Raw genomic sequence first — 26,631 nt, forward strand, 5'->3', positions numbered from 1 at the left:
TTGTCAGGCGACCAGTGCGCGGGGATCGAACCCTTCGAACGTTATCTGCTCGACATTGAGTTCGCTGTGCTTCTGCATTTCGCGGTCACGGACGGTCCAGCTGATCACCGGCATGTGCAGCTTTTCCCGCACGAAGGTGACAAACGGGTTCGGCAGATGGTGCACATTATAGGACACGAAGGAAATGCCATGCGCGAGCATGGAGAAATGCGCTTCGAAATCCTGTATGCGCGTGCCTTCCGCAGTCAATCCGCCCGGAATGCCCGGCGCATCGCTTGCAAAGCGGCGGATCAGGTGATGGTCGAACGACATGATGGCGGCTTCGCCCTTGTATCCGGCGAGTTCACGCGCAACGGCTGCGACCAGCCCATCGTCACGACCTTCGATGCCTTTCAGCTCGATCACCAGTGGAACACGGCCATCGACCAGATCAAGCATTTGCCGAAGCGTCGGAACTTGCTCCTCGGTGCCGCCGACATGAAGCGCGGTTGCTTCCGCCAGCGTAAGGTCGCTAATGCGGCCCTCGCGACCAGCAAGGCGTTGCAGGTCGTCGTCATGGAAAACGACCACACCGCCGTCTTTCGTCAGATGCACGTCGCATTCGATCGCAAAGCCAGCTTTGGCGGCAGCTTCAAAGGCAGCGAGCGTGTTTTCCCAACGGGTCTTGTTCTGATCATGCAATCCGCGATGCGCTATTGGGCGCTTTGCGAGCCATTCGATGGAGGACATTATGCAACCTCGATAATCGCTTCGACTTCAACCGGTGCGTTGAGCGGCAGGCTGGCGACGCCGACAGCGGAGCGCGCATGTTTGCCTGCATCGCCCAGAACGGCGACGAGCAGATCCGACGCGCCATTGGCGACGAGATGCTGTTCAACGAAATCGGCCGTCGACGAGACGAAAACGGTGATCTTCACGATCCGCTTGATCTTCTCGAGATCACCGAGTGCGGCCTTGGCCTGTGCGAGAATGTTCACGGCGCAAGCGCGCGCTGCGACCTGACCATGGGCAACCGTCAGTTTGTCGCCAACCTGACCAGTGTGCACAAGCTTGCCATTTTCCAGCGGCAACTGGCCCGAAGTGAGCAAAAGCGAGCCTGTTTCAGCAAAGGGGACATAGTTTGCGGCAGGTGCAGCCGCTACCGGCAGGGATATACCCAGATTTTTCAGGCGGCTTTCGATCGTGTCGGTCATTGCATTAATCCTTGCTTGCAAAGGGACTTCTCCGTCAACCTATAGGCAGAATCGGTGAAGCTTTTGGGAAGGGTGCGTTTTTTGCCTCGCTTCCGCCACGAGTTTTTTTATCATGCTTGTCAACTCATCGGGAGATTCATGTATGCGTTTTTTGAAGCCGGGTTTTAAGGTTGCTGTAGCTGCAAGTGGAACCGCTGCCTGTTTGTGGGCTGGACTTGCGAGCGTAGCCCAAGCGGCTTCGACGGTAACGCTGGTGCCACACCGCGCCGTTTACGATCTGACGCTGGACCGCGCCGACGAAAAGTCCGGAATCAGCGGCCTGACCGGGCGCATGGTTTACGAGTTCAACGGCTCAGCCTGCGAAGGCTATACGACCAACTTCCGTTTCGTGACCCGGATCGACATGGAAGAACAACCGCAGCGCGTGACCGATCAGCAGACGACAACGTTTGAAGGTAATGACGGCAAAAGCTTTCGTTTCGTCAACAAGACCTTCGTTGACAAGGATCTTGTCAAGGAAGTGCGCGGCGATGCCAAGCTTGAAGGCGGCAAGACAGTTGTAGAGCTTTCGAAGCCCAAGGAAAACAAGATCGATCTGCGTGCAACGCAGTTTCCGACCCAGCATATGGAAGAGCTGATCGGCAAGGCGGAAGCAGGCGCGAAGTTCTATCAGACATCACTTTTCGATGCGTCTGAAGATGCCGACCGCGTGGTCGCCACCACGGTAGTCGTCGGCAAAGGGCAGAATCCAGCCGATGACGAAACCAAGTTCATGGGCAAATTTTCCAAGGATCCGGTCTGGCCTGTGACGATTGCCTATTTCGATGACAAGGAAAAGCAGGACGGACTGCCAATCTACCGCATCAACTTCAAGCTTTACCGCAATGGTATCACGCGCGATCTCACTATGGACTATGGTGACTTTGCCATGCGCGGCAAGCTTGTAAAACTCGATGTATTCGACAAAGCTGATCAGAAGGCCAGCTGCAAATAATAAATGTAAATTGACATATATTTATATTGAGGCTACAATGCTCAGCATTGTAGCCTTTTTTATTATTCTTTTTGGGTTTTATATGAAAAAGATATTCTTTGCATTGCTGATGTCTTTACTCGGCGTTTCTTTTCCGTAGAATTTCTGCCTTCGGATGCTTATATAAGCCTGTAATCGGGCGCGGGCGCTGAAACGCTTTCACCCTGCGGACGGATTGAGGTATATTGGCCAAACGACTTGCAATTCATGGCGCGATCGGTTAACAGCGCGCCTATTCCACACACGGGATTGGGCTTTTGTCGGGAGAAATCCGGCAAGAACCTCCGGTGGCGAGCAATCGCCTCAGCCCGTGGAGGTTAAACCGGAAAAGGAAAATAAAGATGGCATTGCCTGATTTCAGCATGCGCCAGCTTCTGGAAGCTGGTGTTCACTTCGGCCACCAGACCCACCGCTGGAACCCGAAGATGGCGCCTTTCATCTATGGCGCTCGTAACAACATCCACATCATGGACCTGTCCCAGACCGTTCCTCTGCTGCACAACGCGCTGAAGATCGTTTCGGACACCGTTGCTCGCGGCGGTCGCGTTCTGTTCGTCGGCACGAAGCGTCAGGCTTCGGACATCATCGCCGATGCAGCAAACCGTTCGGCTCAGTACTACGTCAACGCCCGCTGGCTCGGCGGCATGATGACCAACTGGAAGACGATCTCCAACTCGATCCAGCGTCTGCGCAAGCTCGACGAACTTCTGGCCGGCGAAGGCCAGGGCTTCACCAAGAAGGAACTTCTGAACCTTCAGCGTGAGCGTGAAAAGCTTGACCGCGCACTCGGCGGCATCAAGGATATGGGTTCGGTTCCTGACCTGATCTTCATCATCGACACCAACAAGGAAGCAATTGCTATCCAGGAAGCCAAGCGTCTTGGCATTCCGGTTGTTGCCGTGATCGATTCGAACTGCGATCCGGACCAGATCGACTACCCGATCCCGGGCAACGACGACGCCGCACGCGCTATCTCGCTCTATTGCGATTTGATTGCACGCGCTGCTCTCGACGGTATTGCTCGCCAGCAGGGCGCAATGGGCATCGACATCGGTGCGCAGGCTGAAGCTCCGGTTGAGCCAGCTCTCGAAGCTCCGGCTGAAGGCGCTTAATCAGCGCATGATTTCATCCATCCGTCATATCTCTGATAGAGGCGGATGGATAATCTCGTTTCATTCCGGCGCAGATGCGTGATTCCGAAGCACGTTTAACGATTTTCGGGCAAAACACGCTACGTCAAAATGGCGCCGGTTCAAAGTTGGCACACCCATTCGGTGTGCCTTCGCTTTCGTGAAAGGCGACACAATGAGCATTTCCGCATCTCAGGTTAAAGAACTCCGCGAACTGACCGGCGCTGGCATGATGGACTGCAAGGCAGCTCTTGCAGAAACCAATGGCGACATCGAAGCCGCTGTCGATTGGCTGCGCGCCAAGGGCATTGCAAAGGCCGACAAGAAGGCTGGCCGTACGGCTGCTGAAGGTCTGGTTGGCGTTGCATCTTCCGGCAACAAGGCTGTTGTCGTTGAAGTCAACTCCGAAACCGACTTCGTTGCCCGCAACGACGCTTTCCAGGATCTGGTTCGCAAGATCGCCCAGGCTGCTCTGGCAACCGACGGTTCGACCGAAGCTGTGGCCAACGCCAATGTCGACGGCAAGTCCGTCACCGAAACTGCCAAGGACGCAGTTGCAACCATCGGCGAAAACATCAGCTTCCGTCGTTCGGCTGCCCTCAGCGTTTCGCAGGGTACCGTTGCAACCTACATCCACAACGGCGTTGCTGACGGTCTCGGCAAGCTCGGCGTTCTGGTTGCTATCGAAACCGCTGGCGATGCAGAAGCTGCAAACGCATTCGGCCGTCAGGTTGCCATGCACGTTGCCGCTATCAACCCGCTCGCGCTGACCGCTGAAGACGTTGATCCGGCTGCCGCTGAACGCGAAAAGTCGATCTTCATCGAGCAGGCTCGTGAATCCGGCAAGCCGGACAACATCATCGAAAAGATGATCGAAGGCCGTATGCGCAAGTTCTACGAAGAAGTTGTTCTTCTTTCGCAGGCTTTCGTCATCAATCCGGACCTGACGGTTGCAGCTGCCCTCAAGGAAGCTGAAAAGACCATTGGCGCACCGGCTAAGATCGTCGGCTTTGCCCGCGTCGCTCTCGGCGAAGGCATCGAAAAGGAAGAAAGCGATTTCGCTGCTGAAGTCGCTGCTGCTGCCAAGGGCTAATCAGCTCTTTCTTCCTCTGAAAGCGACTTTCTGCTTTCAGAACAGGCTTTAGCCTGAAAAGGCTTTTGATTATGAAGGGCATCGCGTGACAACGCGGTGCCCTTCGTGTATCGGAACCCAACACAATCACTTTATTTCGATCAGCGGAGAGCATTCCATGTCCGGCAAGCCCGCCTACAAGCGTGTCCTTTTGAAAGCCTCGGGCGAGGCATTGATGGGCAGTCAGGGTTTCGGCATTGATGTATCCGTTGCAGACCGGATCGCTAACGATATCAAGCAGGCGCGCCTGCTGGGCATCGAAGTCGGCGTGGTGATCGGCGGCGGAAATATTTTTCGCGGCGTAGCGGTGGCTTCCAAGGGCGGCGACCGCGTGACCGGCGACCATATGGGCATGTTGGCGACAGTGATCAATTCACTGGCGCTGCGCACCTCGCTGCACAAGATCGGCGTCGATGCCGTTGTTCTCTCCGCCATAGCAATGCCTGAAATCTGCGAGAGCTTCTCGCAGCGTCAGGCTACGGCCTATATGGACGAGGGCAAAGTGGTGATTTTCGCGGGCGGTACCGGTAATCCGTTCTTCACGACCGACTCTGCTGCTGCGTTGCGCGCGGCGGAAATCGAAGCAGATGCGCTGTTGAAGGGCACGCAGGTTGACGGCATCTATTCGGCTGATCCGAAAAAGGACCCGACCGCGACACGTTTCGACACACTCACCCACAAGGAAGTTCTCGATCGCGGCCTGGCTGTCATGGATACGGCTGCCGTCGCCCTTGCGCGCGAGAACAACATTCCGATAATAGTCTATTCCATCCATGAAAACGGCGGCTTGGCCGAAATTCTGCAAGGCAAGGGACGTTGCACGATCGTTTCCGACAATTGATCAACGATGATCGTTCACATGTCTTGCTGCGTATCGAAGGAGAATATGCATGAGTGATGCTTTTGACATCAACGACCTGAAACGCCGCATGGAAGGCGCAGTCAATTCTTTGAAGCACGATCTGAACGGTCTTCGCACCGGTCGTGCTTCCGCAAGCCTGCTTGAGCCGATCACCATCGAAGCCTATGGCGCGACGATGCCGATCAATCAGGTTGCCAATATCACTGTTCCTGAATCGCGCATGCTTTCGGTTTCCGTCTGGGACAAAAGCATGGTTGGCGCTGTCGAACGCGCTATCCGTGATTCCGGTCTGGGCCTCAACCCGATTACCGACGGCATGACGCTGCGTATTCCGCTTCCGGAGCTGAACGAACAGCGCCGTAAGGAACTGGTCAAGATCGCGCATCAATATGCCGAGCAGGGCCGTATCGCCGCACGTCACGTGCGCCGCGATGGCATGGACACGCTGAAAAAGCTGGAGAAGGACGGCGACATCAGTCAGGATGACAGCCGCGTTCTGTCCGAAAAAGTGCAGAAGCTGACCGACGACACCATTGCTGAAATGGATAAGGTCGTTGCCGTCAAGGAAGGCGAAATCATGCAGGTCTAGGACCTGTGTGATTATCGTATAGGGAGAGCCAGGAATGTCCGATCCGCGCCACATCGCCATTATTATGGATGGCAATGGCCGTTGGGCGAAGGCGCGTGGCCTGCCACGCAGCGCCGGGCATCGTGCTGGCGTTGAGGCTTTGCGCGAAACGGTGCGGGCGGCAGGTGACCGCGGTCTTGGCTATCTCACGCTTTTTGCGTTTTCTTCCGAAAACTGGTCGCGGCCGAGCGGTGAGGTCAATGACCTGCTCGGTCTGCTCAAGCTGTTCATTCGCCGCGACCTTGCCGACCTTCATCGGAATAATGTGAAGGTCAGCATTATTGGTGAGCGGGAAGGGCTGACCGACGATATTCGTGGTCTTCTTACCGAGGCGGAAGCCCTGACCCGCCGCAACACCGGCCTCAATCTGGTGATTGCCTTCAATTACGGTTCACGCGACGAGATCGTCCGCGCAGTCAAGAGCCTGGCGCGCGATGTCGCTGCCGGTCTTCTGGATCCGTCGTCGATTTCCGCCGAGCTGATCTCAGCCAATCTCGATACGGCTTCCATGCCCGACCCGGACCTTATCATCCGTACCAGCGGTGAGATGCGCCTGTCGAATTTTCTGCTTTGGCAGGCTGCCTATGCGGAATTCCTGTTTACGCCGGGGCACTGGCCGGATTTCCGTCCCGCGGATCTTGATGCTGCCTATGAAGTGTTCCGCCAGCGCGAACGTCGCTTTGGTGGTGTCGAGGCGCGGAGCAATCTTGAAACCAGCCTCGAAGATTGTGAAGAGGGCAGCCGGGCTATCGGGCAATAGATGTCATGACTGATCGTTTTGCTGCCATGCTTCTCTGTTGCCGTGTTCCATCGCATCGCATGCCCTGACGCAGCGCAAGCCGAAAGGTCTCAATGTCCAATCTGCAAACCCGTATTCTCACCGCCATCGTACTCGGCGCAGCGGCCTTATGGCTGACCTGGCTAGGCGGGTTGGGTTTCACGCTTTTCGCAATCGCTATCGGTCTGGCGATGTTCTACGAATGGACAGCACTGAGTGCTCCGCGTCAAAGCTCGTTTTCCCGGATGTTCGGTTGGGCTTGGCTGGTTCTGACGAGCGTTCTTTTGATTCTGGATCGCAGTGCCCTGCTGACCATCGGTACGCTTCTACTTGGAACACTGATTCTTCTTGCCACCCAGTGGAAAACCGGTCGGGCCTGGCCCGCAGCCGGGCTTTTCTATGCCGGGTTTTCGGCAATATCGCTGTCGCTGCTGCGTGGTGACGAGCCTTTTGGCTTCACGGCCATCGTCTTTCTGTTCGCCGTCGTGTGGTCCACGGACATTGCGGCCTATTTCAATGGCCGCGCCTTGGGCGGCCCGAAGCTGGCGCCGCGTTTTTCCCCTAACAAGACGTGGTCTGGCGCCATTGGCGGTGCTGCGGCGGCTGTTGCAGGCGGCATTCTGGTCGCTTCACTGGTGGCAACACCGGGCAGCCTGATTGTCCCGCTTCTGGCTTTGTTGCTTTCCATCGTTTCCCAAATCGGCGATCTGGCCGAATCCTGGGTGAAGCGTCAGTTCGGTGCGAAAGATTCGGGGCGTCTTCTGCCGGGTCATGGCGGGGTGCTTGATCGCGTCGACGGGCTTGTCGCCGCCGCTGCACTTCTATACCTCTTTGGTGCCGTGATTGCAGAGCCGGATGTGCCATCTGCAATCTTCTTCAGTTTCTAAGCGGCCAACGATTCGTAGAGTACGAGGATCGACGCGCCGGTTGAGGGCGCAGTCGATCAACGGGTGATTTGTAAGGAGTAGTGATTTGCAGGAGGCTCTGGCCTTTTTCTTCGGCGGTGAAAGCCTGCTTGTCGGGACAATCGTACCGTTCCTTTTCGTTCTTACAGTCGTCGTTTTCGTGCATGAGATGGGGCATTATCTTGTCGCACGATGGTGCGGCATCGGTGCACAGGCCTTTTCAATCGGCTTCGGGCCGGAACTGCTCGGCTTTACGGATCGTCGTGGCACGCGCTGGAAGCTTTCTGCGATTCCGCTTGGCGGCTATGTGAAGTTCATCGGCGATGAAAGCGAAACCAGTTCGCCTGTCGGTGTGGATAACAATGCGCTGAGCGAAGAAGACCGCAAGCGTGCGTTTCATACGCAACCAGTGTGGAAGCGTGCGGCAACGGTTTTCGCCGGTCCTGCCTTCAATATTATTCTGACGATTGTCATTTTCAGCGTTTTCTTTGCACTCTACGGACGCCAGATCGCTGATCCGCTGATTGCTGGCGTACAGCCTAACAGCCCCGCAGCCGCAGCGGGTTTCGAACCCGGTGATCGCTTTATCAGCGTCGAGGGAGAGAAGATCACCACTTTTGCCGATGTGCAGCGCATCGTTTCGGGCCGGGCAGGCGATACGCTCGACTTCACCGTTGAGCGCGGCGGCAAGATGGTTGATCTCAAGGCAACGCCCGCGACGGTCGAGCGCGTAGATCCGCTCGGCAACAAGGTGAAGCTCGGCGCGATTGGCGTGGAAACCACGGAAGCGGTCGGCAATTTCCGCCGTATTGAATACGGCCCGCTCGAATCAGTGGGGCAGGCGGTGATGGAGACCGGCTTCATCATCAGCCGTACGGGTGAGTTTTTCACACGTTTCGCTTTTGGCCGAGAGGATAAGTGCCAACTGGGTGGACCGGTCAAAATCGCCAATATGGCGAGCAAGGCGGCAAGTGCCGGCTTCGACTGGTTGATACAATTGACGGCTATGCTCTCCATCGGGATCGGGCTTTTGAACCTGTTTCCCCTGCCGCCGCTGGATGGCGGGCACCTGGTTTTCTACGCTGTGGAAGCAATCAAGGGGAGCCCGGTGTCACCGGGAGCGCAGGAGATTTTCTACCGCATCGGATTCCTTCTTGTGATGGGATTTATGGGGTTCGTACTTTTCAACGACCTCTTTGCCTGCTAGATCAATTGCCGACTGTCTCAGGCAGCGGTCCTAGGAATTGAAATCTTGGGGGATGACGATCTTGGGGTTTATTGGCTAGACCGGCTTGTCCGGTTAAGCTGACTGCAGTGAGGCGACGCTTTGTCCGACGGAGGCCGGGCAAGGTGTTAAACAGAAGTGAACATTGGGAGCGACGACCGGAAAAGCTAAGCAATCTGTTTACCATAACTCACAATTCGCGTGGCACGGATGCCACGCTTGTTGCCTAAGTAAACAGAATTTAACCGCAACGCTTGCTTGTATGGAAAAACCGGATAATACGGTTGTATCTGTACGCATTTTTCTGGGTTAATCGTCCCGGGGACAGAAAACGAAGGTTCGGAAAGCCTATGACGGCAAGTTCTAAATTCTTTGGCGCCGCGTCCGCGCTCGCCATGTCGGTGGCTCTAGTGGCTTCGGGTACTGCAGCGCTCTCGCTGGCATCCGTGAATGTCGCGGAAGCTGCCGTTGTGAGCCGTATCGACGTTCGCGGCAATACGCGTGTTGATGCACAGTCCATTCGTGACAACATCGACATTCGTCCAGGCAAAGCCTTCACCAGCGCTGATATCGATGCCGCGGTGAAGCGTCTGTTCGCCATGGGCCTGTTTTCGGATGTTCGCATCAATCAGTCCGGCAGCACGCTTGTCGTGACCGTGAGCGAGCGTTCCGTGGTCAACAATGTCCTGTTCCAGGGCAATAAGAAGATCAAGGATCCTGACCTGACGCGCGCCGTTCAGCTCAAGCCGCGTTCTCCTTACGATGCGGCGACGATGGAATCGGATAAGGAAGCTATTAAGGCTGCCTATGCGCATATCGGACGCAGCGATGCGACCGTGAATGCACGCACCGTCGATCTCGGTCAGGGTCGCGTCAACGTTGTCTATGAAGTCAACGAAGGCTCGCGCACCAAGATTGAAAATATCGAATTCGTCGGCAATCAGGCCTATAGCGGTCGTCGTCTGCGCGATGTCATTTCCACCAAGCGTTCGAACCCGCTGTCGTGGCTGACCCGTAACGACGTTTACGACGAAGGTCGTTTGCAGGCTGACGAAGAATCGCTGCGTCGCTTCTATTACAATCGTGGCTATGCCGATTTCCGCGTCGTTTCGTCGAATGCGGTTCTCGATCCGTCCACCAACGAATACACGATCACGATTACGGTCGATGAAGGTCAGCGTTATACCTTCGGTGATGTGAGCGTCGAAAGCACCGTTGACGGCGTTGATACCAACGCGCTCGGCGGTCTTGTGAAGACCCGTTCGGGTCGCGCCTACAGCGCCAAGGAAGTTGAAGATTCCGTTCTGGCTGTAACCGAAAGCGTTGCCGGTAGCGGTTATGCTTTTGCCAAGGTTGAGCCGCGCGGCGATCGTAACTTCGAAAATCGCACGATTTCGGTTGTCTATAGCGTTGATCAGGGTCCGCGCGCTTACATTCAGCGCATTGAAATCCGCGGCAACGACAAGACCCGCGATTACGTGATCCGTCGCGAGTTCGACATGAACGAAGGCGATGCCTTCAATCAGGTCATGGTGCAGCGCGCCAAGCGTCGCCTTGAAGCTCTGGACTTCTTCCAGACCGTAAATATCTCGACGGCGCCGGGCTCCGAGCCGGATCAGGTGATTCTGGTTGTCGACGTTGTTGAAAAATCGACGGGTGAATTCTCCATCGGTGGTGGCTACACCACGGGCGGCGAAACGCCGGGCGCGTCTGTTGAAGGTGCGATCACTGAGCGTAACTTCCTCGGTCGCGGCCAGTATATTCGTCTTAGCGCCGGCGCCGGTCAGGACGATATGCGTAACTACGGATTGTCCTTCACGGAACCTTATTTCCTCGGTTACCGTATGTCGGCGGGCTTCGATATTTTCCGTCGCAGCTATCGCGTGAACGACGACTACGATGTCGAGCAGACCGGTGGAACGATTCGTTTCGGTCTTCCGATTACCGAGAATTTCTCGGTCGGCCTCGCGTATAACCTGGTTCAGGAAAAGTATGACCTGTTCCGCGATAACATCGATGGTTACTACGCTCCGGCTCTGGTTGAAGCGTCCGAGAATAGCCCATGGCTTCGTTCGTCTGTCAGCTACTCGCTGACATATAACTCCATTGACGACATGAAGAACCCGCATGACGGCCTCTACGGCAAGTTCACGCAGGAATTCGCAGGCCTTGGCGGCGATGCGAAGTTCATGAAGACGACCTTCAAGGGTAACTACTATAAGACGCTTGCTCAAGAAGCCGATATCGTCGGTATGCTGGGTCTCGGCGGTGGTTATATCCATGAATTTGGTAGCGACGGCGTCCGTATTTTCGATCTGTTCAAGAACAATTCGGACATCATTCGCGGCTTCAAGTTCAACGGCATTGGTCGTTACCAGGATTCGGCTAGCGGTCAGCGTTACTGGATGGGTGGTACGACCTATATCAACGGTACTGCCGAAGTGCAGTTCCCGATGCCTGTCGTGCCTGAAAGCCTTGGCATTCGTGGTGCATTCTTCGCGGATGCGGCAATGCTCTACGGCGGTGCGGATGAGTTGGGTGGCCAGCCTGTCCTCGGCGACGACAAGAAGCTTCGCGCTTCGGTCGGTCTCAGCCTGATGTGGGCTTCGCCGTTTGGTCCGCTCCGCTTCGACTACGCATTCCCGGTCGCGAAGGCTGATACCGATAAGGTTCAGAACTTCAACTTCGGTGTTTCGACCAAGTTCTAACCGATTTGCCTTTCCCCGGGGCGGCTACGCCCCGGGAGAGAAAGTGTACTGATGGCAGATCCTGTCTTTTTCTCGCCTTCTCGTGAACTCACGATTGGCGACGTGGCTGATTTCACCGGTGCAAGACTTCGTGACCCGAAGCTTGCACCGCGTTCTGTTGAGCGCCTGGCTTCCATGAAGGATGCCGGAGAGGGGGCGCTTATCTTCGTGGAAGGTAAGAAGAACGCCGAGGCGTTGGCCGGAATCAAGGCTGCTGGTGTTTTTTGCAAGGAAGACGTTGCTCCAAGCGTGCCTTCGCATATGGCTGCCCTGATTACCCGTAACCCGCATCGCGATTTTTCCGCTGTCGGACGCATGTTGTTTCCAACGTCAGCCAAGCTTGAAAGCTGGTTCGGCGAAACGGGCGTTTCTCCGCAAGCGTTCATTCATCCATCGGCGCATATCGAAGATGGCGCAACGATTGAAGCGGGTGCCGTTGTAGGCAAGGGCGTTACTGTCGGTTCGGGTACGTTGATTGCCGCGACGGCTGTGATCGGTGAAAACTGCCAGATTGGACGCGACAGCTATGTCGCGCCTGGCGTGACGATCCAATGCGCCTTTATCGGCAATCGTGTGTTGTTGCATCCAGGTGTTCGCATCGGACAGGACGGATTCGGTTATGTGCCCGGCGCTGCCGGACTTGAGAAAGTCCCGCAGATTGGCCGTGTCATTATACAGGACAATGTGGAAATTGGAGCCAATACCACCGTTGATCGTGGATCGCTGAGCGACACGGTCATCGGCGAGGGCTCCAAGATCGATAATCTCGTCCAGATTGCGCATAATGTGCGCATCGGTCGTTTTTGTCTTATTGCCGCGCATTGCGGCATTTCCGGAAGCTGTGTGATCGGCGACGGGACCATGCTTGGTGGTCGCGTCGGTCTTGCGGATCACCTGATCATCGGCTCGGGCGTGCAGATTGCAGCTGCGAGCGGCGTTATGAACGATATACCCGATGGAGAGCGTTGGGGGGGGCTTCCCGCACGTCCTATCAAGCAGTGGTTCCGCGATATCGCGAACATTCGCAGCATCGGGCAATCAAGAAAGGAGCAATCCTCAGATGAGTGATACGGAACAGACGAAGCTCGAAGCGGCGGATATTCAGGATCTTTTGGCTGTACTGCCGCATCGATATCCTTTTCTGCTGATTGATCGAATCGTTGATATCGACGGTGATCGTTCGGCGACAGGCATCAAGAATGTCACGATCAATGAGCCGCATTTTGCCGGACATTTTCCGGAAAAGCCGATCATGCCAGGTGTATTGATCATTGAGGCTATGGCCCAGACTGCCGGTGCTATTTCGTTGCTTCAGCGCAAAACCGGTCGCCCGGGCGTTGTCTATTTCATGACCATCGACAATGCGAAGTTCCGCCGCCCGGTCGTTCCGGGGGACCGTCTTCTTTTGCATGTCAAGAAAGTCAAACAGCGCGCCAATATTTCGAAATATGAATGCGTGGCTGAGGTTGATGGTGTGAAAGTTGCTGAAGCGGAAGTCGCGGCAATGATTAATGCCGGTGAAGAAAGCCAGTGAGCATTACAATGAAAGAAACAATCATTCACCCCACCGCTCTTGTTGAGCCGGGTGTGGAACTGGGCCAGGGTGTGTCTGTCGGCCCCTTCTGTCATATTCAATCGGGCGCCGTCATTGGCGACAATTCCGTTCTGATGAGCCATGTGGTTGTCACGGACGCGACCACGCTTGGCGCGGGCGCGAAGGTCTATCCGCACGCTGTTCTCGGTTGTGACCCGCAGAACAATAAGCACAAGGGTGGCCCCACCACGCTGACGATCGGCACGAATTGCCTCATCCGCGAAGGTGTCACCATGCATCGCGGATCCGACAGCGCACGCGGCTATACCACGGTTGGCGATAACTGTTCCTTCCTCGCTTATGCCCACGTGGCGCATGATTGCGATATCGGCGATTACGTCACCTTTTCGAACAATGTTATGATCGGCGGTCATACGACCATCGGACACCACGCCATTCTGGGCGGCGGTGCGGCCGTGCACCAGTTTGTCCGCGTTGGCCATCATGCTTTTGTTGGCGGCATGGCTGCGGTGGTGAGCGATTTGATACCTTACGGCATGGCCATCGGCGTTCACGCACATCTGGGCGGTCTCAACATTATCGGCATGAAGCGTTCTGGCATGGAGCGTAAGGAAATCCACAATCTGCGTCATGCCGTGCGCATGCTGTTTGATCGTACCAAGCCGATTCGTGAACGCGCTATCGATGTGCTGGAAGCAATTCCAAACTCTCCGGCTGTCATCGACATGATCGACTTCATCAATGTCGATACAAAGCGCGCCTATTGCACGCCGCCGCTTGATGCGGTTCATGGCGGGGCCGGGCATGACAGCGACGAAAGCTGACACACTATTGCGTCCGTCTCTGGCGGGCGGGCGTGTCGGCATTATTGCGGGCAACGGCTTGTTGCCCGTTGTCGTGGCCGAAGCGCTACAATCAGCAGGCACTCCGCCATTTCTAGTTCCTCTGCGTGAAGAAGCAGACCGGGCGCTCTATAATTACGAGCACCAGGAAATTTCGGTTGTCGAGTTTGCAAAGTTGATTCGGTCTATGAAGGCGGCTGGCGTTTCGCGGGTCGTTCTTGCGGGCGGTGTGCGGAGTAGACCGCATCTCAGTGACCTGAAGCTCGACTGGCCGACGTTGCGGGCCGTTCCGCATGTATTTCGGGCGCTCGGGCAGGGCGACGATGCGCTGCTGCGCGCTTTCATCGGTCTTCTCGAATCATTTGGCTTCAAGGTGGTCGGCGCGCATGAAGTGGTGCCCGATCTCCTGTCTCCTTCGCCTGCTCGCATTATCACCAAAGCTGAACCGGACGCGCGCGAAGCCGCAAATATTAAGCTGGCTATGGAGTCAGCTTTGCGACTCGGTGATCTCGATGTCGGGCAGGGTGCAATAGCCGTTGGCGGTCGTGTCGTGGCGCTGGAAGGCGCGGAAGGCACCGACCAGATGATCGAGCGTGTCGGAGAGCTGCGGGAAGCTGGGCGTATTCCCAAACGCGGCGGCGTCCTTGTGAAAATGGCCAAACCTCGACAGGACGAACGGGCGGATTTGCCAGCCATTGGTATTTCCACCGTGAACAAGGCCAAACGCGCCGGTCTCGCAGGAATTGCGGTTGAGGCAGGACGTACATTTATTCTAGGCTTCGGCGAGACAATAGCGGCCGCCAATGAATGCGGCCTCTTCATAGAGACGATCAGTCGGGACGGGAAGGACACTTAAGGGTGAGCAACACCAGCCGGCCATTGAAAATAGCAATCGTGGCCGGTGAAGAATCCGGCGATCTTCTGGGGGCAGATCTGATTGACGCCCTGCGTCAGCAGACTGACAGGCTGGTTGATCTTGTCGGGGTGGGCGGCGACCATCTGGCCACGCGTGGCCTGAAGACCTTTTTCGATCCGCATGAAATTGCTTTGATGGGGCTGGGCGCTATCATCAAGAACCTGCCGGGACTGGTATTGCGCATCCGTCAGACAGCGCGTCAGATCGTGGCGGAGAAGCCGGATTGCGTTCTTCTGATCGACAGTCCGGATTTCACCCATCGGGTGGCGAAAAAGATCAGGGCAGCCGATCCTTCCATCCCGATTGTCAAATATATCGCCCCAAGTGTCTGGGCGTGGCGTCCGCAGCGTGCTCGTGCGATGCGCGCCTATATCGACCATGTGCTCACGGTGTTGCCGTTCGAGGTTGACGTGATGGAGCGGCTGAACGGCCCTCAGTCGACCTATGTCGGGCATCGCCTGTCGAGCTATGCGCCGATACTCGATACGCGCGCTGCACAGCTGGCGCTGGAACCGAGAAGGTCGGAAGCCGGCAAACATACTTTGCTTTTACTGCCCGGCTCGCGCCGCACCGAGATCCAGATGCTGATGGAACCCTTCGGTAAAGCGGTCGACCAACTTGCATCGCGTGTGGAAAAGCTCGAGGTCATACTGCCGACCTTGCCGCGTATCGAGGCCATGGTGCGCGATCTTTCGCGCGACTGGACGGTAAAGCCGCTGATCGTCGTCGGAGACGAAGAGAAGTGGAAGGCCTTTGCGCGAGCTGATGCCGCGCTTGCCGCTTCCGGAACGGTGTCGCTGGAACTGGCGCTATCGCGCATTCCAAGTGTGCTTTCCTACAAGGCGGATTGGTTTGCGCGTAAGTTCCTGATGCCGAAGATCACCATTTGGAGCGCTGCGCTGCCCAATATCATCGCTGATGAACCGGTGGTGCCGGAGTTCTTCAATGAATTTGTGCGCCCTGGAATGCTGGCCCGTAGTCTGGAGCGTCTGATGCATCCCGGCTCGGCGCGTCAGGCGCAGCTGGACGGCTTTGACGCCGTGGCTTCGGTCATGTCGACGGAGCGACCTTCCGGCGAGATCGGCGCGCGCGTTCTGCTGGATGTCATTGAGAAAGGCCGCAAGGGCTAAACTGTTCGACTGGAGCCGTTATGGCGGTTCCGTTGAAACAGAACTGTTCCGAGATCAAAAAGAAACCCCGGTCGCCATTGGCAACCGGGGTTTTTGTTTTCAGCCTTTGCAGCGCTTACTTGCGCTTTGCAACCGGCACGTAGTCGCGTTCCGTCGCGCCCGTGTAGAGCTGGCGCGGACGGCCGATCTTCTGCTGCGGATCTTCGATCATTTCCTTCCACTGTGCGACCCAGCCGACGGTGCGGGCGAGTGCAAAGAGAACGGTGAACATTTCGGTCGGGAAGCCGAGAGCCTTCAGCGTGATACCGGAGTAGAAGTCGATATTCGGATAGAGCTTCTTCTCGATGAAGTACTCATCCGTCAGGGCGATCTTTTCCAGTTCCATTGCAACGTCGAGCAACGGATCGTCCTTGATGCCCAGTTCGCCCAGAACTTCATGGCAGGTCTTCTGCATGATCTTGGCGCGCGGATCGTAGTTCTTGTAGACGCGGTGACCGAAGCCCATCAGACGGAACGGATCATTCTTGTCCTTGGCGCGAGCGACAAACTCAGGAATGCGATCCACCGAGCCGATTTCGGCCAGCATGTTGAGCGCTGCTTCGTTTGCGCCGCCATGGGCAGGACCCCAGAGGCAGGCAACACCAGCTGCGATACAAGCGAACGGGTTGGCGCCCGACGAACCGGCAAGACGCACGGTCGAGGTCGAGGCATTCTGTTCGTGATCAGCGTGCAGGATGAAGATGCGGTCCATGGCGCGGGCCAAAACCGGATTGACCTTATAATCTTCGCAAGGAACGCCAAAGCACATGTGCAGGAAGTTCGATGCGAAATCGAGATCGTTCTTCGGGTACATGAACGGCTGGCCGATATGGTACTTATAGGCCATTGCAGCAAGCGTCGGCACCTTGGCGATCAGGCGGATCGAGGCGACCATGCGCTGATGCGGATCGGTGATGTCGGTCGAGTCGTGGTAGAAGGCGGACATGGCGCCAACGCAACCGACCATAACGGCCATTGGATGCGCATCGCGACGGAAGCCGGTGAAGAACTTCGTCATCTGTTCGTGGATCATCGTGTGACGGGTCACGCGATAATCGAAATCGGACTTCTGGGTTGCAGTCGGCAGTTCACCGTAAAGCAGCAGATAACAGGTTTCGAGGAAATCGCCGTGCTCGGCAAGCTGGTCGATCGGATAGCCGCGATAGAGCAGGGTGCCTTCGTCGCCATCGATATAGGTGATCTTGGATTCGCAAGAAGCAGTCGACGTGAAACCCGGATCGTAAGTGAACGCATGCGAATTCTTGTAAAGCGGACCGATGTCGACGACGTCCGGCCCGACAGTGCCTTGTCGCACAGGCAGATCGAACGTATTGCCGTCGAGAGTAAAGCTGGCTGTCTTAGCTGACATCATGTTTCCTTTCATGTCCACTTTGCCGCCGTTGGCGGCAGTATTGCATTCGCTGCTATAACTTGTCTGTATCTCTTGGCGGGCGTCCCAAAATGTCGGGATGCCCGATTTTCAACGCATTACGGCTACGATTTTGATCGCCAAACTATCCCAAACCGTCCGCGATGCAATGCGAAATTTGAACTATTTAAGCGAGCTATGTCACGTCAGCGTGAATGATAGCACCTTAACCGATTTGATCGCGAATACGGCCCAAAGACTCGTCGCGACCCAGTACAAAAAGCACATCAAAGACGCCCGGCGAGGTAGCGCGACCGGTCAGGGCGGCACGCAGTGGTTGCGCGATCTTACCCAGTTTCAGTCCGGTTTTCTCTGCATGGGCGCGAACCACCGCATCCAGTGATTCAATGGTCCACTCTTCGGCAGCTTCCAGATCCGGCAGCACGGACTTCAAAACGGCACGGCCTTCTTCGTTAAGCAGCGAGGCGGCTTTTTCGTCGAGATCGAGTGGGCGGGCAGCAAATATAAATTTCGCGCCATCTGCAAGTTCAACGAGCGTTTTGGCGCGGTCCTTCAGACCGGACATTGCCGCGAGGAGCTGAGCGCTGCGCTTGTCATCAAGCGCTGCAGCCAGTTCCTTGCCGCCTTCGATTTCCGGCAGAACTGCAATCAAAGCGTCGAACAGGGCTTTGTCGTCGCTGCCACGCATGTAAAGGCCGTTGATCGCTTCGAGCTTCTGGAAGTCGAAACGGGCAGCGCCTTTGTTGATGTCCGTCACGTCGAACCATTCGATCATCTGCTCAGTCGACATGATTTCGTCGTCGCCATGGCTCCAGCCAAGGCGCACGAGATAATTGCGGAGCGCTGCGGGTAGGTAGCCCATAGCGCGATAGGCATCCACGCCGAGAGCGCCATGACGCTTGGAAAGCTTTGCACCATCCGCACCATGGATCAGCGGGATATGCGACATCTGCGGCACATCCCAGCCCATGGCGTCATAGATCACGGTCTGGCGGGCTGCATTCGTCAAATGATCGTCACCGCGAATAATGTGCGTGACGCCCATGTCGTGATCGTCAACGACAACCGCGTGCATGTAGGTCGGTGTGCCGTCGGAGCGCAGAATGATGAAATCATCGAGATCCTTGTTGGGGAAGCGCACATCGCCCTGTACGGCGTCGCGCACGAGGGTTTCGCCTTCCTGCGGCGCCTTGATGCGAATGACCGGCTTTACGCCTGCAGGCGCTTCGGACGGATCGCGGTCGCGCCAGCGACCATCATAACGCGGCGGGCGGCCTTCGGCACGTGCCTTTTCGCGCATTTCTTCCAGCTCTTCCGGCGTCGTGTAGCAGTAATAGGCTTTGCCTAGAGCGACGAGTTCTTCGGCGACTTCGCGGTGACGCGGTGCGCGCTCGAACTGCGAGATCGCATCGCCTTCCCAGTCGAGGCCAAGCCATGTCAGGCCGTCAAGAATGGCGGCGGTGGCGGCATCGGTGGAACGTTCACGGTCGGTGTCTTCGATACGCAGCAGCATCTTGCCGCCCGTGTGCTTGGCATAGAGCCAGTTGAACAGGGCCGTACGGGCACCGCCGATATGAAGATAACCCGTGGGCGAAGGGGCAAAACGGGTGACGACCGGTTTCGACATGGTAGCTCCACTTTATTGCGCGCCCGTCAAGACAGCGGCAATTGCCGGGGCAGGGGCGCAAAACTGAATTCTGATACTCGCTTCCAAAGAGCGAGAACGAGGATTTCTATAACGAAAGCCTCTCGATTTCGACTGGCGTTCATGTAGCATAGGCAGCAGTACGCGCAAGGGCTTCGCGTTTGTTTCGGCTCCTTGCGGCATTGTTCTTTTGGGGTATTTCGACAAAAAGACCTTTTTTGCAGTCAGGCGGGGGCATGACGCGCTTAGGTGATATGGCCAAGGCCTCGGATGAGGCCAATGAGCGGGCGCTTGTCAAAAGCCTGCCCGATGGCCTGACGCGCTCTTATCTCCCCGAACCTTGGCCCGAACCTGCAACCGTTCCTGCCGATCATGATAATGAGGACCAACCGCCTGACGCTAAACCAACCGGTTGGCGCGACACCGTCGCCGATGCTGCGAGAAACACTCCCGCGGCTTTCGCGGAAGCTATCCAACTCGAAACGGCGCGTGGAATTTTCTTCCTGCTCATTCCGATTTTCAGCGGCTTGGGCGCAGTGGTCTATTTCACCTTCTCCTTCGAGCCGGATTGGACGCCCATTCTGGCCCTGCTGGCTGGGCTGGCAATTGTTCGCATACTGGCGCGGAAGCACTTTTTTGCCGGGCAGGTGCTGACGCTCGCGCTTGCTTTCCAATTGGGGCTTGCCAGCGGAAAGTGGGAAACCGAACGCATGGCGACACCAATGCTCGGTTCCGATGTATCAACGCGTGTTACTGGCCGGGTTGTCGCGCTGGATGCGCAGGATAATGGAAGCTGGCGCATCACACTTGATTTGCTGACAACAGAACGCCCAACACTGCGCTTTTCACCGACACGCATTCGGATTAATGCCCGCGATATACCAGCGGATACATCGATTGGCGGTGGTTTAACCGGTTTTGCGCGGCTGCGGGTGCCGTCAGGCCCGGTTCGCCCCGGCAATTATGACTTCTCCTTTCATGCCTATTTCAACGGTATTGGAGCAAACGGCTTTTTTCTGGGGAACCCAAAGACAACAAACGTTCTGCCACTGACAAGCCTTGTGGCCGAAATCAGCGAATGGATTGCCTTGCTCCGTGTGCGTGTTTCGGAACGGGTCGAAGAAGTGATCGGCGGGGAAGACGGCAATGTCACTGCCGCATTGATTGCCGGTACGCGCGGCGGCATCAGCGAGGAAACCAATGACGACCTGCGCAAGGCGGGTCTGGCGCATATTCTCTCCATCTCTGGCCTGCATATGGCGCTGGCGGCAGGTGTCGTCATGTTTGCGCTTCGGTCTGCCTTTGCGCTCTTCCCGGCTTTCAGTGTTCGGCACCCGGTCAAGAAATACGCCGCCTTCCTGTCCTTGCTGGCTTGCGCATTCTATCTCGCCATGTCTGGCGCGGATGTTGCAGCGCAGCGCAGCTTTATGATGATTGCCGTCATGCTCAGCGCTTTGCTGTTCGACCGCGCGGCACTCAGCATGCGCAATGTGGCAATCGCGGGCATGGTGACCATAGCGATTTCGCCGCATGAAATACTCGGGCCGAGTTTTCAGATGTCCTATTCGGCAACGGCCGCGCTGATTGCCGGTTATGCCTGGTGGGGGATGCGTAAGCCCAAACAATCGCAGGGCGTGGATCGGCGCGCGGCTTCGCCAACGGGTGGTTTGCCAACGAAGTTCGTCAAATCAGCCGTTGCTGCTGCCGGAACATCATTGGTAGCCGGAATTTCGAGCGGTATATTCGCCGCCTATCATTTCAACAATACCGCACCGTTCGGGCTCATGGGCAATGTGCTGGCCGATCCGGTAATCGCAACTTTGGTGATGCCATTCTCGGTTCTGGGCCTCGTGCTGATGCCGCTCGGCCTTGACTGGCTGCCTCTGACAATCGCCGGAGCCGGTATCTGGATCGTCCGCGCTCTTGCGGGCGTCATCGCGTCCTGGTCGCCTGATGGTAACCCCGGAGCAATGCCGGTCGTGGCTCTAGCCCTCTGGACCATAGCACTCGTGATCGCGGTATTGTTCACAACGCGACTCAAGATTCTGGCACTACCATTTGTTTTAGCGGGATTTATCGCTTTCCTGCATGAGCCATTCCCGGATGTGGTGATCTCGGAAGATGCAAAGCTGGTTGGCGTTCGTCTGACCGATGGGCGTTTTGCTATGAACCGCGACAGACCGTCGAAGTTCACAGTCGACAACTGGAAAACCGCCTATCTCGCAACGCAATTTCTGATACCGCAGCATGCAAAAGACAGGATGCGGGAAATCGCGACAGACGGCTTTATCTGCGAAGACGAAATATGCACGATCACGCTGCGTGATGGGCGTGTACTCGCCTATACGGCTGATCCTGCCGTTCAGGATGTCGCCTGCGATGTCGGCGATATCGTTATCCTCGCGATAGCCGGAAAAACACCGGGATGTGCGCATCAGAAGAAGATCGTCATCAACCGCCGTGATCTGGCATTGCGGGGCACCGTTGAAATGAGGCTGGGCGATAAGAAAGACCCGGCCAGCACTTCCGTCACGGCTCTCGCTGGCGGTCTGACGTCGGCAAACGACAGCACGCCTCAGCGGCACAATTTTGCCGATCCCCGTTATGACGACAGGCTAGCCTTCGCCATCAACGAGCCACGGCGTCCGTGGCATCTGTTCCGGCTCTATTCACGCGCGGCACGTGGCTTGCGCGACCGGGAATATAAGAAGAAACAACCTGCGCAAAAGCCAGAAACACAATGCCCGGCTGCTGACGCTCAGGAGCCGGGCAAATGTGAATGACGATATTGAGCTGAGCGCTTTGCGATCCGGTCAGTCGGCGGTGGAAGCCGACAGCTCAAGCATTCAGCCCGAAAGCGGCATCCTTTTCTGGCCTAACGGTCAATACCGGCGGATCAGTCCGACCAGCTTGCCCTGCACGCGAACGCGGTCTGGGCCAAAAATACGTGTTTCATAGGCGGGATTTGCGGCTTCAAGTGCAATTGATGCGCCCTTGCGGCGGAAACGCTTCAAGGTCGCTTCTTCATCATCAACCAGTGCGACGACGATTTCACCCGGATTGGCAATATCACCGCGTTTGATGATCACTGTATCGCCGTCGAAAATCCCGGCTTCGATCATCGAGTCGCCCTTGACCTCGAGCGCATAATGTTCGCCAGCACCGATCATCTCCGGGGGGAGGCTGAGCGAATGCGTCTGGCTCTGGATGGCTGAGATCGGCACACCGGCGGCGATGCGCCCCATGACCGGAACCGATACGGTTGCAGACACATCATCATTGGTCGCAACAGGCGCAGAGCGTAATGGCTGTATGGGTGCAGGAGGCGCTTTGCCCAGACTGCCTTCGATGACGCTCGGCGCAAATTTCTTCTGCGCGTTCAGTCCTGGTGCAATTGAATCCGGCAGACGCAGTACTTCCAGCGCGCGTGCACGGTTCGGCAGCCTGCGAATAAAGCCGCGTTCTTCCAGAGCGGTAATCAGTCGATGAATGCCCGACTTGGAAGCAAGGTCGAGCGCTTCCTTCATTTCGTCAAAAGAGGGCGGAATACCTGTTTCTTTCAGACGGTCATGAATGAACAGCAGAAGCTCGTGCTGCTTACGGGTCAACATGCGCGACACCCTCCGGCCAGATAAGAATCGAGAAAAACAAAACCAGAACGAACACTATATGTTCCAGTCTTGTTCTGCAATGGTTTTAAAATGATTAACGGGCTGGCAGCTTGTTGCCGGAATGTTCACAGGGCGGGCTAACGCGTCGCCTACCATTCAATGAAGTGTTTTTATTTCAATTCATTACAGCGCTTGCTTCGTGCCGATTCTAAGAAGCACAAGCGTTCACACAGCTCGGTTTTAACGTAGCATGAGTACGCGACACGAACTACCTTCATCTGCTGCCGGGGCATTTTCGTCACGAATGAGCAATGCATTGGAGCCGACGAGGGCTGTCAGCATGGACGAATCCTGTACTGGAAACGGTGTCGCCAGCAGTGTTCCATCGCTTTGTGATTCGACTGTGGCACGCACAAAATCGCGCCGATGGTCATTGGCAGGCATCGGCTGACCGAGCTTTGCAGGGCGGATATCCGCCGTCAGATCGGTACCTGCAAGCTTCGCGATGAGCGGGCGGAGAAAAACAAGGCTGCAGACAAGGCTTGAAACCGGGTTTCCCGGCAGCCCGATCACGTGAACGGTTTTACCGTCGACCGTCTTACGCCCGTACATGAGTGGCTTTCCGGGACGCATGGCGATTTTCCAGAAATCCAGATCGACGCCGCAATTGCGTAAAGCGCCATGCACGTAATCGCGATCACCGACCGATGCGCCGCCGATGGTCACCAGTACATCGATTCCACTGTTCAAAGCGTTGGCAATAGCCGATTCAATCTGTGCTGGATCGTCCGGAATGATGCCCATATCTTCGGAGTGGCCGCCAGCGCGGCGCACGATGTCGGCAATGCCGACGCTGTTTGAGGCGACAATCTGGTCCGGTCCGGGCTCGACTCCGGGTGGCACGAGCTCGTCGCCGGTCGCCAATATGGAGACACGCGGCTTGCAAAACACGTCGAGCGTTGGGTTGCCGCTTGCAGCAGCCAGTGACAGGGCGGGTGCGTCCAGTTCGCGACCGACCGGTATGACAGTCTTGCCCGGAGCAAAATCGAGACCGGCTCGGCGGATATGACGTCCGGGTTCTATGCCTTCCAGAATGGTGAGTTGATCGCCGGAACGTTCGGTATGTTCCTGAATGACAATCGTATCAGCGGCTTCAGGTATCGGCGCGCCGGTGAAAATGCGCACGGCCTGTCCGGATAGCAGGGAGCCTTCGAAACGCTTGCCAGCAGCGGATTCACCGATAATGCTCAATTGCAGGGGATAGGCGATTTCCGCCGGCACAATCAGAGCATAGCCATCCATGGCCGAGCAGTCGAAAGGCGGCTGCAGGAAACGGGCCTCGACGGCGTGGGCAACGACGCGCCCGCCAGCTTCATTCAGCGTAAGAGTTTCAAGGCCATGGGGTTCTGCGGAGGAGAGTATACGCGCCAGAGCATCTTCGACCGGGAGAAGGGACATCGTATTTCCTCTCGAACTCAGTTTTGTGAGGCCGCTTCAGGCCTTCCAGTCGCCAGACTTGCCACCGCTCTTTTCCACAACGCGAATATTGCCGATTTCCATATGGCGATCGACAGCCTTGGCCATGTCATAGATCGTCAGGCACGTCACGGAAACAGCCGTCAGCGCTTCCATTTCAACGCCGGTGCGGCCTTTCAACTTGGCAAGCGCACGAACGCGCAAGCCCGGCAGCGCGTGGTCCGGTGCAATATCCACCGCAACCTTCGTCAGCATCAGCGGGTGGCAAAGCGGGATGAGGTCGGCGGTCTTTTTCGCAGCCATGATGCCTGCAAGACGCGCCGTGCCGATTACATCGCCTTTGGCTGCATCACCCGCCAGAATGAGCGCCAGCGTTTCCGGTTTCATGGTCACGCTGCCTTCGGCAACGGCCTGCCGCTCCGTCTCGTCCTTGGAGCCGACATCCACCATATTGGCAGCGCCAGACTGATCGAGATGGGTGAGCTTGGCCGCGTCCGAGGTCATGACATTACGCCTTGCCGGTCAGAAGCTCGCGCGTGGCAGCGGCCACATCGTCCTTGCGCATCAGGCTTTCGCCGATGAGGAACGTGCCGATGCCGGATTTTTCCAGACGCAGGCAGTCATCGTGGGTAAAGATGCCGCTTTCACCAACCAGCAGACGGTCGGCAGGGGCCATTTTCGACAGACGTTCGGAAACGGTCAGGCTGACCTCAAACGTGCGCAGATTGCGATTGTTGACGCCCAACAGGCGCGAGGAAAGCTTGAGCGCGCGTTCCATTTCGGCTTCGTCGTGCACTTCAATGAGCGCATCCATGCCGAGTTCGAACGCGGTTTCTTCCAGCGCCTTGGCCAGATCGTCGTCGACGCTTGCGAGGATAATCAGAATGCAGTCTGCACCCCAGCTGCGCGCTTCATAGACCTGATAGGTATCGAACAGGAAATCCTTGCGCAAAGCGGGCAGGTCGCACGCAGCACGCGCTGCCATCAGGAATTCCGGCGCACCCTGAAAGGATGGCGTGTCGGTCAGAACTGAAAGGCATGCAGCGCCGCCATCTTCATAAGCCTTTGCCAGCGCTGGCGGGTCGAAATCCGGGCGGATCAGACCCTTGGACGGGCTGGCTTTCTTAATTTCAGCAATCAGTGCGAATTTATCGGCTGCGCGCTTGGCTTCCAGCGCCTTGAGAAAACCGCGTGGTGCGGCCTGATCCTTGGCGCGCGCCTTCAGGTCTTCAACCGTGTGACGCGCCTTGGCAGCAGCGATTTCCTCGCGCTTATAGACTTCGATCTTACGGAGAATGTCGGTGGACATGGTGCGCTTCCCTCTAAACTGTCTTGTCGTTTGAGACAGCGATTACTTTTTGCAAAACGGCCAATGCCGCGCCGCTATCGATGGAATGGGCAGCCTGTGCGATGCCATCCTTCAGATCCTCGGCCTTGCCCGCGATCACAAGCGCGGCAGCGGAATTGAGAAGAACGATATCTCGATAGGCGTTCTTGGCCCCTTCCAGAACGGCGATCAGCGCCTTGGCGTTCTCCGCAGCATCGCCACCCTTCAGCTCTTCCGGCTTGCAACGGCGCAAACCGACTTCCTCAGGCGTGATCGTGAATGTGCGGACGGTGCCGTTTTCAAGCGCAGCGATCTGCGTGGTGCCAGCGGTGGTCATCTCATCAAGGCCGTCGCCGTAGACGACCCAGACAGCCTCCATGCCGAGTTCATTGAGCACATGCGCCAGAGGCTCAACCCATTGGGCCGCGAATACGCCCAAAAGCTGGCGCTTCACGCTTGCCGGATTGGCGAGCGGGCCGAGTATGTTGAAGATCGTGCGGGTTCCAAGTTCCACGCGGGAAGGGCCAACATGGCGCATGGCGGAATGGTGCATCGGCGCGAACATGAAGCCGAGACCGGCTTCACGGGCGCTACGGCCGATTGTTTCCGCATCGGCTTCAATATTGACACCAAGTGCCGCCAACGTGTCTGCAGCACCAGAGCGTGAGGAAAGCGCGCGGTTGCCATGCTTGGCAACCGGAACGCCAGCGCCAGCCACGACGAAGGCTGAGCAGGACGAAACATTATAGGAACCGGACTGATCGCCACCGGTGCCGACAATGTCGATGGCGTTCGCCGGGGCGACGACAGGCAGCATGCGCGACCGCATGGAAGCGACCGCGCCGACAATTTCCGGCACGGTTTCGCCGCGCACGCGCAAAGCCATCAGAAAGCCGCCGATCTGCGAAGGCGTTGCCTGACCGGACATCATGATGTCGAACGCGGCCTTGGAATCCTCTTGGCTCAGTGGTTCGCCGGAGGCCGCTTTCGCGATGTATGGTTTCAGATCAGCCATTTTCTTTCTGCCGCTTGTTTATGTGAATTCTCGCGTTCAGCTGTTCAGCAGA

At 56.8% G+C, this 26,631-nt stretch carries 24 protein-coding genes; 15 read left to right on the forward strand and 9 right to left on the reverse strand.

Annotation, left to right across the window (positions count from 1 at the left end; translation table 11 throughout):
* Positions 1-3: 3 nt before the first annotated feature.
* Both FHW03_RS17835 and FHW03_RS17840 read right to left on the reverse strand, forming a co-directional pair.
* Entirely contained in the window at positions 4-729 is a 726-nt protein-coding gene (locus FHW03_RS17835) for a glycerophosphodiester phosphodiesterase (RefSeq protein WP_182521833.1), read from the reverse strand.
* Positions 729-1,193 (reverse strand): RidA family protein, encoded by a 465-nt coding sequence (locus tag FHW03_RS17840; RefSeq protein WP_109369174.1) that lies wholly within the window; start codon positions 1,191-1,193, stop codon positions 729-731. The genes FHW03_RS17835 and FHW03_RS17840 overlap by 1 nt, the downstream gene beginning before the upstream one ends.
* A 142-nt stretch (positions 1,194-1,335) precedes the next feature.
* On the opposite strand from FHW03_RS17840, the gene eipB reads away from it, so the two are divergent.
* The 14 genes from eipB (at position 1,336) to lpxB (ending at position 16,076) form a co-directional block, all read left to right on the forward strand.
* Positions 1,336-2,187 carry a cell envelope integrity protein EipB gene (gene eipB / locus FHW03_RS17845; protein WP_182521834.1) on the forward strand — a complete coding sequence of 284 codons (852 nt, stop codon included), beginning with the start codon at positions 1,336-1,338 and terminating at the stop codon, positions 2,185-2,187.
* Between the two features lie 380 nt (positions 2,188-2,567).
* Positions 2,568-3,338 (forward strand): 30S ribosomal protein S2, encoded by a 771-nt coding sequence (gene rpsB, locus FHW03_RS17850; RefSeq protein WP_113533587.1) that lies wholly within the window; start codon positions 2,568-2,570, stop codon positions 3,336-3,338.
* Between the two features lie 193 nt (positions 3,339-3,531).
* A complete protein-coding gene (gene tsf / locus FHW03_RS17855) occupies positions 3,532-4,449 on the forward strand; it encodes a translation elongation factor Ts (RefSeq protein WP_182521835.1) in 918 nt (305 codons plus the stop codon).
* A 157-nt stretch (positions 4,450-4,606) separates the two neighbouring features.
* The gene (gene pyrH / locus FHW03_RS17860; protein WP_078340835.1) at positions 4,607-5,329 is read left to right on the forward strand and encodes a UMP kinase; all 723 of its coding nucleotides are present in this window, start codon (positions 4,607-4,609) and stop codon (positions 5,327-5,329) included.
* Positions 5,330-5,378: 49 nt separating this feature from the next.
* A complete protein-coding gene (frr, locus tag FHW03_RS17865; protein WP_078340836.1) occupies positions 5,379-5,939 on the forward strand; it encodes a ribosome recycling factor in 561 nt (186 codons plus the stop codon).
* 34 nt (positions 5,940-5,973) lie between these two features.
* The gene (locus FHW03_RS17870; RefSeq protein ID WP_182521836.1) at positions 5,974-6,738 is read left to right on the forward strand and encodes an isoprenyl transferase; all 765 of its coding nucleotides are present in this window, start codon (positions 5,974-5,976) and stop codon (positions 6,736-6,738) included.
* 92 nt (positions 6,739-6,830) lie between these two features.
* A complete protein-coding gene (locus FHW03_RS17875; protein WP_182521837.1) occupies positions 6,831-7,643 on the forward strand; it encodes a phosphatidate cytidylyltransferase in 813 nt (270 codons plus the stop codon).
* Positions 7,644-7,728: 85 nt separating this feature from the next.
* Positions 7,729-8,868, forward strand: coding sequence for an RIP metalloprotease RseP (gene rseP, locus FHW03_RS17880; RefSeq protein WP_182521838.1), 1,140 nt, complete (start codon positions 7,729-7,731; stop codon positions 8,866-8,868).
* Between the two features lie 368 nt (positions 8,869-9,236).
* A complete protein-coding gene (gene bamA, locus FHW03_RS17885) occupies positions 9,237-11,594 on the forward strand; it encodes an outer membrane protein assembly factor BamA (protein ID WP_182521839.1) in 2,358 nt (785 codons plus the stop codon).
* A 51-nt stretch (positions 11,595-11,645) separates the two neighbouring features.
* Positions 11,646-12,701 carry a UDP-3-O-(3-hydroxymyristoyl)glucosamine N-acyltransferase gene (lpxD, locus tag FHW03_RS17890; RefSeq protein WP_182521840.1) on the forward strand — a complete coding sequence of 352 codons (1,056 nt, stop codon included), beginning with the start codon at positions 11,646-11,648 and terminating at the stop codon, positions 12,699-12,701.
* Positions 12,694-13,167 (forward strand): 3-hydroxyacyl-ACP dehydratase FabZ, encoded by a 474-nt coding sequence (fabZ, locus tag FHW03_RS17895; RefSeq protein ID WP_182521841.1) that lies wholly within the window; start codon positions 12,694-12,696, stop codon positions 13,165-13,167. Before lpxD ends, fabZ begins: the two co-directional genes overlap by 8 nt.
* An 8-nt stretch (positions 13,168-13,175) precedes the next feature.
* Positions 13,176-14,012, forward strand: a complete 837-nt coding sequence (lpxA, locus tag FHW03_RS17900; protein ID WP_182521842.1) for an acyl-ACP--UDP-N-acetylglucosamine O-acyltransferase — start codon at positions 13,176-13,178, stop codon at positions 14,010-14,012.
* Positions 13,993-14,886 carry an LpxI family protein gene (locus FHW03_RS17905; RefSeq protein ID WP_182521843.1) on the forward strand — a complete coding sequence of 298 codons (894 nt, stop codon included), beginning with the start codon at positions 13,993-13,995 and terminating at the stop codon, positions 14,884-14,886. Before lpxA ends, FHW03_RS17905 begins: the two co-directional genes overlap by 20 nt.
* Positions 14,887-14,888: 2 nt before the next feature.
* Entirely contained in the window at positions 14,889-16,076 is a 1,188-nt protein-coding gene (gene lpxB / locus FHW03_RS17910) for a lipid-A-disaccharide synthase (RefSeq protein ID WP_182521844.1), read from the forward strand.
* Between the two features lie 115 nt (positions 16,077-16,191).
* On the opposite strand, the gene gltA is transcribed toward lpxB, so the two are convergent.
* The gene (gene gltA, locus FHW03_RS17915; protein ID WP_182521919.1) at positions 16,192-17,484 is read right to left on the reverse strand and encodes a citrate synthase; all 1,293 of its coding nucleotides are present in this window, start codon (positions 17,482-17,484) and stop codon (positions 16,192-16,194) included.
* Positions 17,485-17,710: 226 nt separating this feature from the next.
* Positions 17,711-19,132: a glutamate--tRNA ligase gene (gene gltX, locus FHW03_RS17920; RefSeq protein ID WP_182521845.1), complete on the reverse strand. Its 1,422-nt coding sequence runs from the start codon at positions 19,130-19,132 to the stop codon at positions 17,711-17,713.
* Between the two features lie 254 nt (positions 19,133-19,386).
* Between gltX and FHW03_RS17925 the strand changes: the two genes are divergently transcribed.
* On the forward strand, positions 19,387-21,933 hold the full coding sequence (locus FHW03_RS17925) for a ComEC/Rec2 family competence protein (RefSeq protein ID WP_182521846.1): 2,547 nt from the start codon (positions 19,387-19,389) through the stop codon (positions 21,931-21,933).
* A 99-nt stretch (positions 21,934-22,032) separates the two neighbouring features.
* On the opposite strand, the gene lexA is transcribed toward FHW03_RS17925, so the two are convergent.
* From lexA to trpD, 5 genes are all read right to left on the reverse strand, one after another.
* Complete coding sequence (lexA, locus tag FHW03_RS17930; protein WP_182521847.1) at positions 22,033-22,761, reverse strand: transcriptional repressor LexA; 729 nt, start codon at positions 22,759-22,761, stop codon at positions 22,033-22,035.
* A gap of 240 nt (positions 22,762-23,001) precedes the next feature.
* Complete coding sequence (glp, locus tag FHW03_RS17935; RefSeq protein WP_182521848.1) at positions 23,002-24,219, reverse strand: gephyrin-like molybdotransferase Glp; 1,218 nt, start codon at positions 24,217-24,219, stop codon at positions 23,002-23,004.
* Between the two features lie 36 nt (positions 24,220-24,255).
* On the reverse strand, positions 24,256-24,741 hold the full coding sequence (moaC, locus tag FHW03_RS17940; RefSeq protein WP_182521849.1) for a cyclic pyranopterin monophosphate synthase MoaC: 486 nt from the start codon (positions 24,739-24,741) through the stop codon (positions 24,256-24,258).
* Positions 24,742-24,745: 4 nt separating this feature from the next.
* Positions 24,746-25,546: an indole-3-glycerol phosphate synthase TrpC gene (trpC, locus tag FHW03_RS17945; protein WP_182521850.1), complete on the reverse strand. Its 801-nt coding sequence runs from the start codon at positions 25,544-25,546 to the stop codon at positions 24,746-24,748.
* Between the two features lie 13 nt (positions 25,547-25,559).
* On the reverse strand, positions 25,560-26,579 hold the full coding sequence (gene trpD / locus FHW03_RS17950; RefSeq protein ID WP_151589505.1) for an anthranilate phosphoribosyltransferase: 1,020 nt from the start codon (positions 26,577-26,579) through the stop codon (positions 25,560-25,562).
* Between the last annotated feature and the right edge of the window lie 52 nt (positions 26,580-26,631).

Source organism: Ochrobactrum sp. RH2CCR150 (assembly GCA_014138095.1).
In the GTDB taxonomy this organism is placed as follows: Bacteria; Pseudomonadota; Alphaproteobacteria; order Rhizobiales; family Rhizobiaceae; genus Brucella; species Brucella gambitense.

Bases quoted from the DNA above. Each gene is read 5' to 3' on its own strand.
- trpD (WP_151589505.1), bottom strand. From the start codon at position 26,579: ATGGCTGATCTGAAACCATACATCGCGAAAGCGGCCTCCGGCGAACCA.
- FHW03_RS17870 (WP_182521836.1), top strand. From the start codon at position 5,974: ATGTCCGATCCGCGCCACATCGCCATTATTATGGATGGCAATGGCCGT.
- pyrH (WP_078340835.1), top strand. From the start codon at position 4,607: ATGTCCGGCAAGCCCGCCTACAAGCGTGTCCTTTTGAAAGCCTCGGGC.
- eipB (WP_182521834.1), top strand. From the start codon at position 1,336: ATGCGTTTTTTGAAGCCGGGTTTTAAGGTTGCTGTAGCTGCAAGTGGA.
- bamA (WP_182521839.1), top strand. From the start codon at position 9,237: ATGACGGCAAGTTCTAAATTCTTTGGCGCCGCGTCCGCGCTCGCCATG.
- FHW03_RS17905 (WP_182521843.1), top strand. From the start codon at position 13,993: ATGACAGCGACGAAAGCTGACACACTATTGCGTCCGTCTCTGGCGGGC.
- glp (WP_182521848.1), bottom strand. From the start codon at position 24,219: ATGTCCCTTCTCCCGGTCGAAGATGCTCTGGCGCGTATACTCTCCTCC.
- gltX (WP_182521845.1), bottom strand. From the start codon at position 19,132: ATGTCGAAACCGGTCGTCACCCGTTTTGCCCCTTCGCCCACGGGTTAT.
- rpsB (WP_113533587.1), top strand. From the start codon at position 2,568: ATGGCATTGCCTGATTTCAGCATGCGCCAGCTTCTGGAAGCTGGTGTT.
- gltA (WP_182521919.1), bottom strand. From the start codon at position 17,484: ATGTCAGCTAAGACAGCCAGCTTTACTCTCGACGGCAATACGTTCGAT.
- FHW03_RS17840 (WP_109369174.1), bottom strand. From the start codon at position 1,193: ATGACCGACACGATCGAAAGCCGCCTGAAAAATCTGGGTATATCCCTG.
- lpxA (WP_182521842.1), top strand. From the start codon at position 13,176: ATGAAAGAAACAATCATTCACCCCACCGCTCTTGTTGAGCCGGGTGTG.
- moaC (WP_182521849.1), bottom strand. From the start codon at position 24,741: ATGACCTCGGACGCGGCCAAGCTCACCCATCTCGATCAGTCTGGCGCT.
- FHW03_RS17875 (WP_182521837.1), top strand. From the start codon at position 6,831: ATGTCCAATCTGCAAACCCGTATTCTCACCGCCATCGTACTCGGCGCA.
- trpC (WP_182521850.1), bottom strand. From the start codon at position 25,546: ATGTCCACCGACATTCTCCGTAAGATCGAAGTCTATAAGCGCGAGGAA.
- fabZ (WP_182521841.1), top strand. From the start codon at position 12,694: ATGAGTGATACGGAACAGACGAAGCTCGAAGCGGCGGATATTCAGGAT.
- frr (WP_078340836.1), top strand. From the start codon at position 5,379: ATGAGTGATGCTTTTGACATCAACGACCTGAAACGCCGCATGGAAGGC.
- lpxD (WP_182521840.1), top strand. From the start codon at position 11,646: ATGGCAGATCCTGTCTTTTTCTCGCCTTCTCGTGAACTCACGATTGGC.
- tsf (WP_182521835.1), top strand. From the start codon at position 3,532: ATGAGCATTTCCGCATCTCAGGTTAAAGAACTCCGCGAACTGACCGGC.
- FHW03_RS17835 (WP_182521833.1), bottom strand. From the start codon at position 729: ATGTCCTCCATCGAATGGCTCGCAAAGCGCCCAATAGCGCATCGCGGA.
- lexA (WP_182521847.1), bottom strand. From the start codon at position 22,761: ATGTTGACCCGTAAGCAGCACGAGCTTCTGCTGTTCATTCATGACCGT.
- FHW03_RS17925 (WP_182521846.1), top strand. From the start codon at position 19,387: ATGACGCGCTTAGGTGATATGGCCAAGGCCTCGGATGAGGCCAATGAG.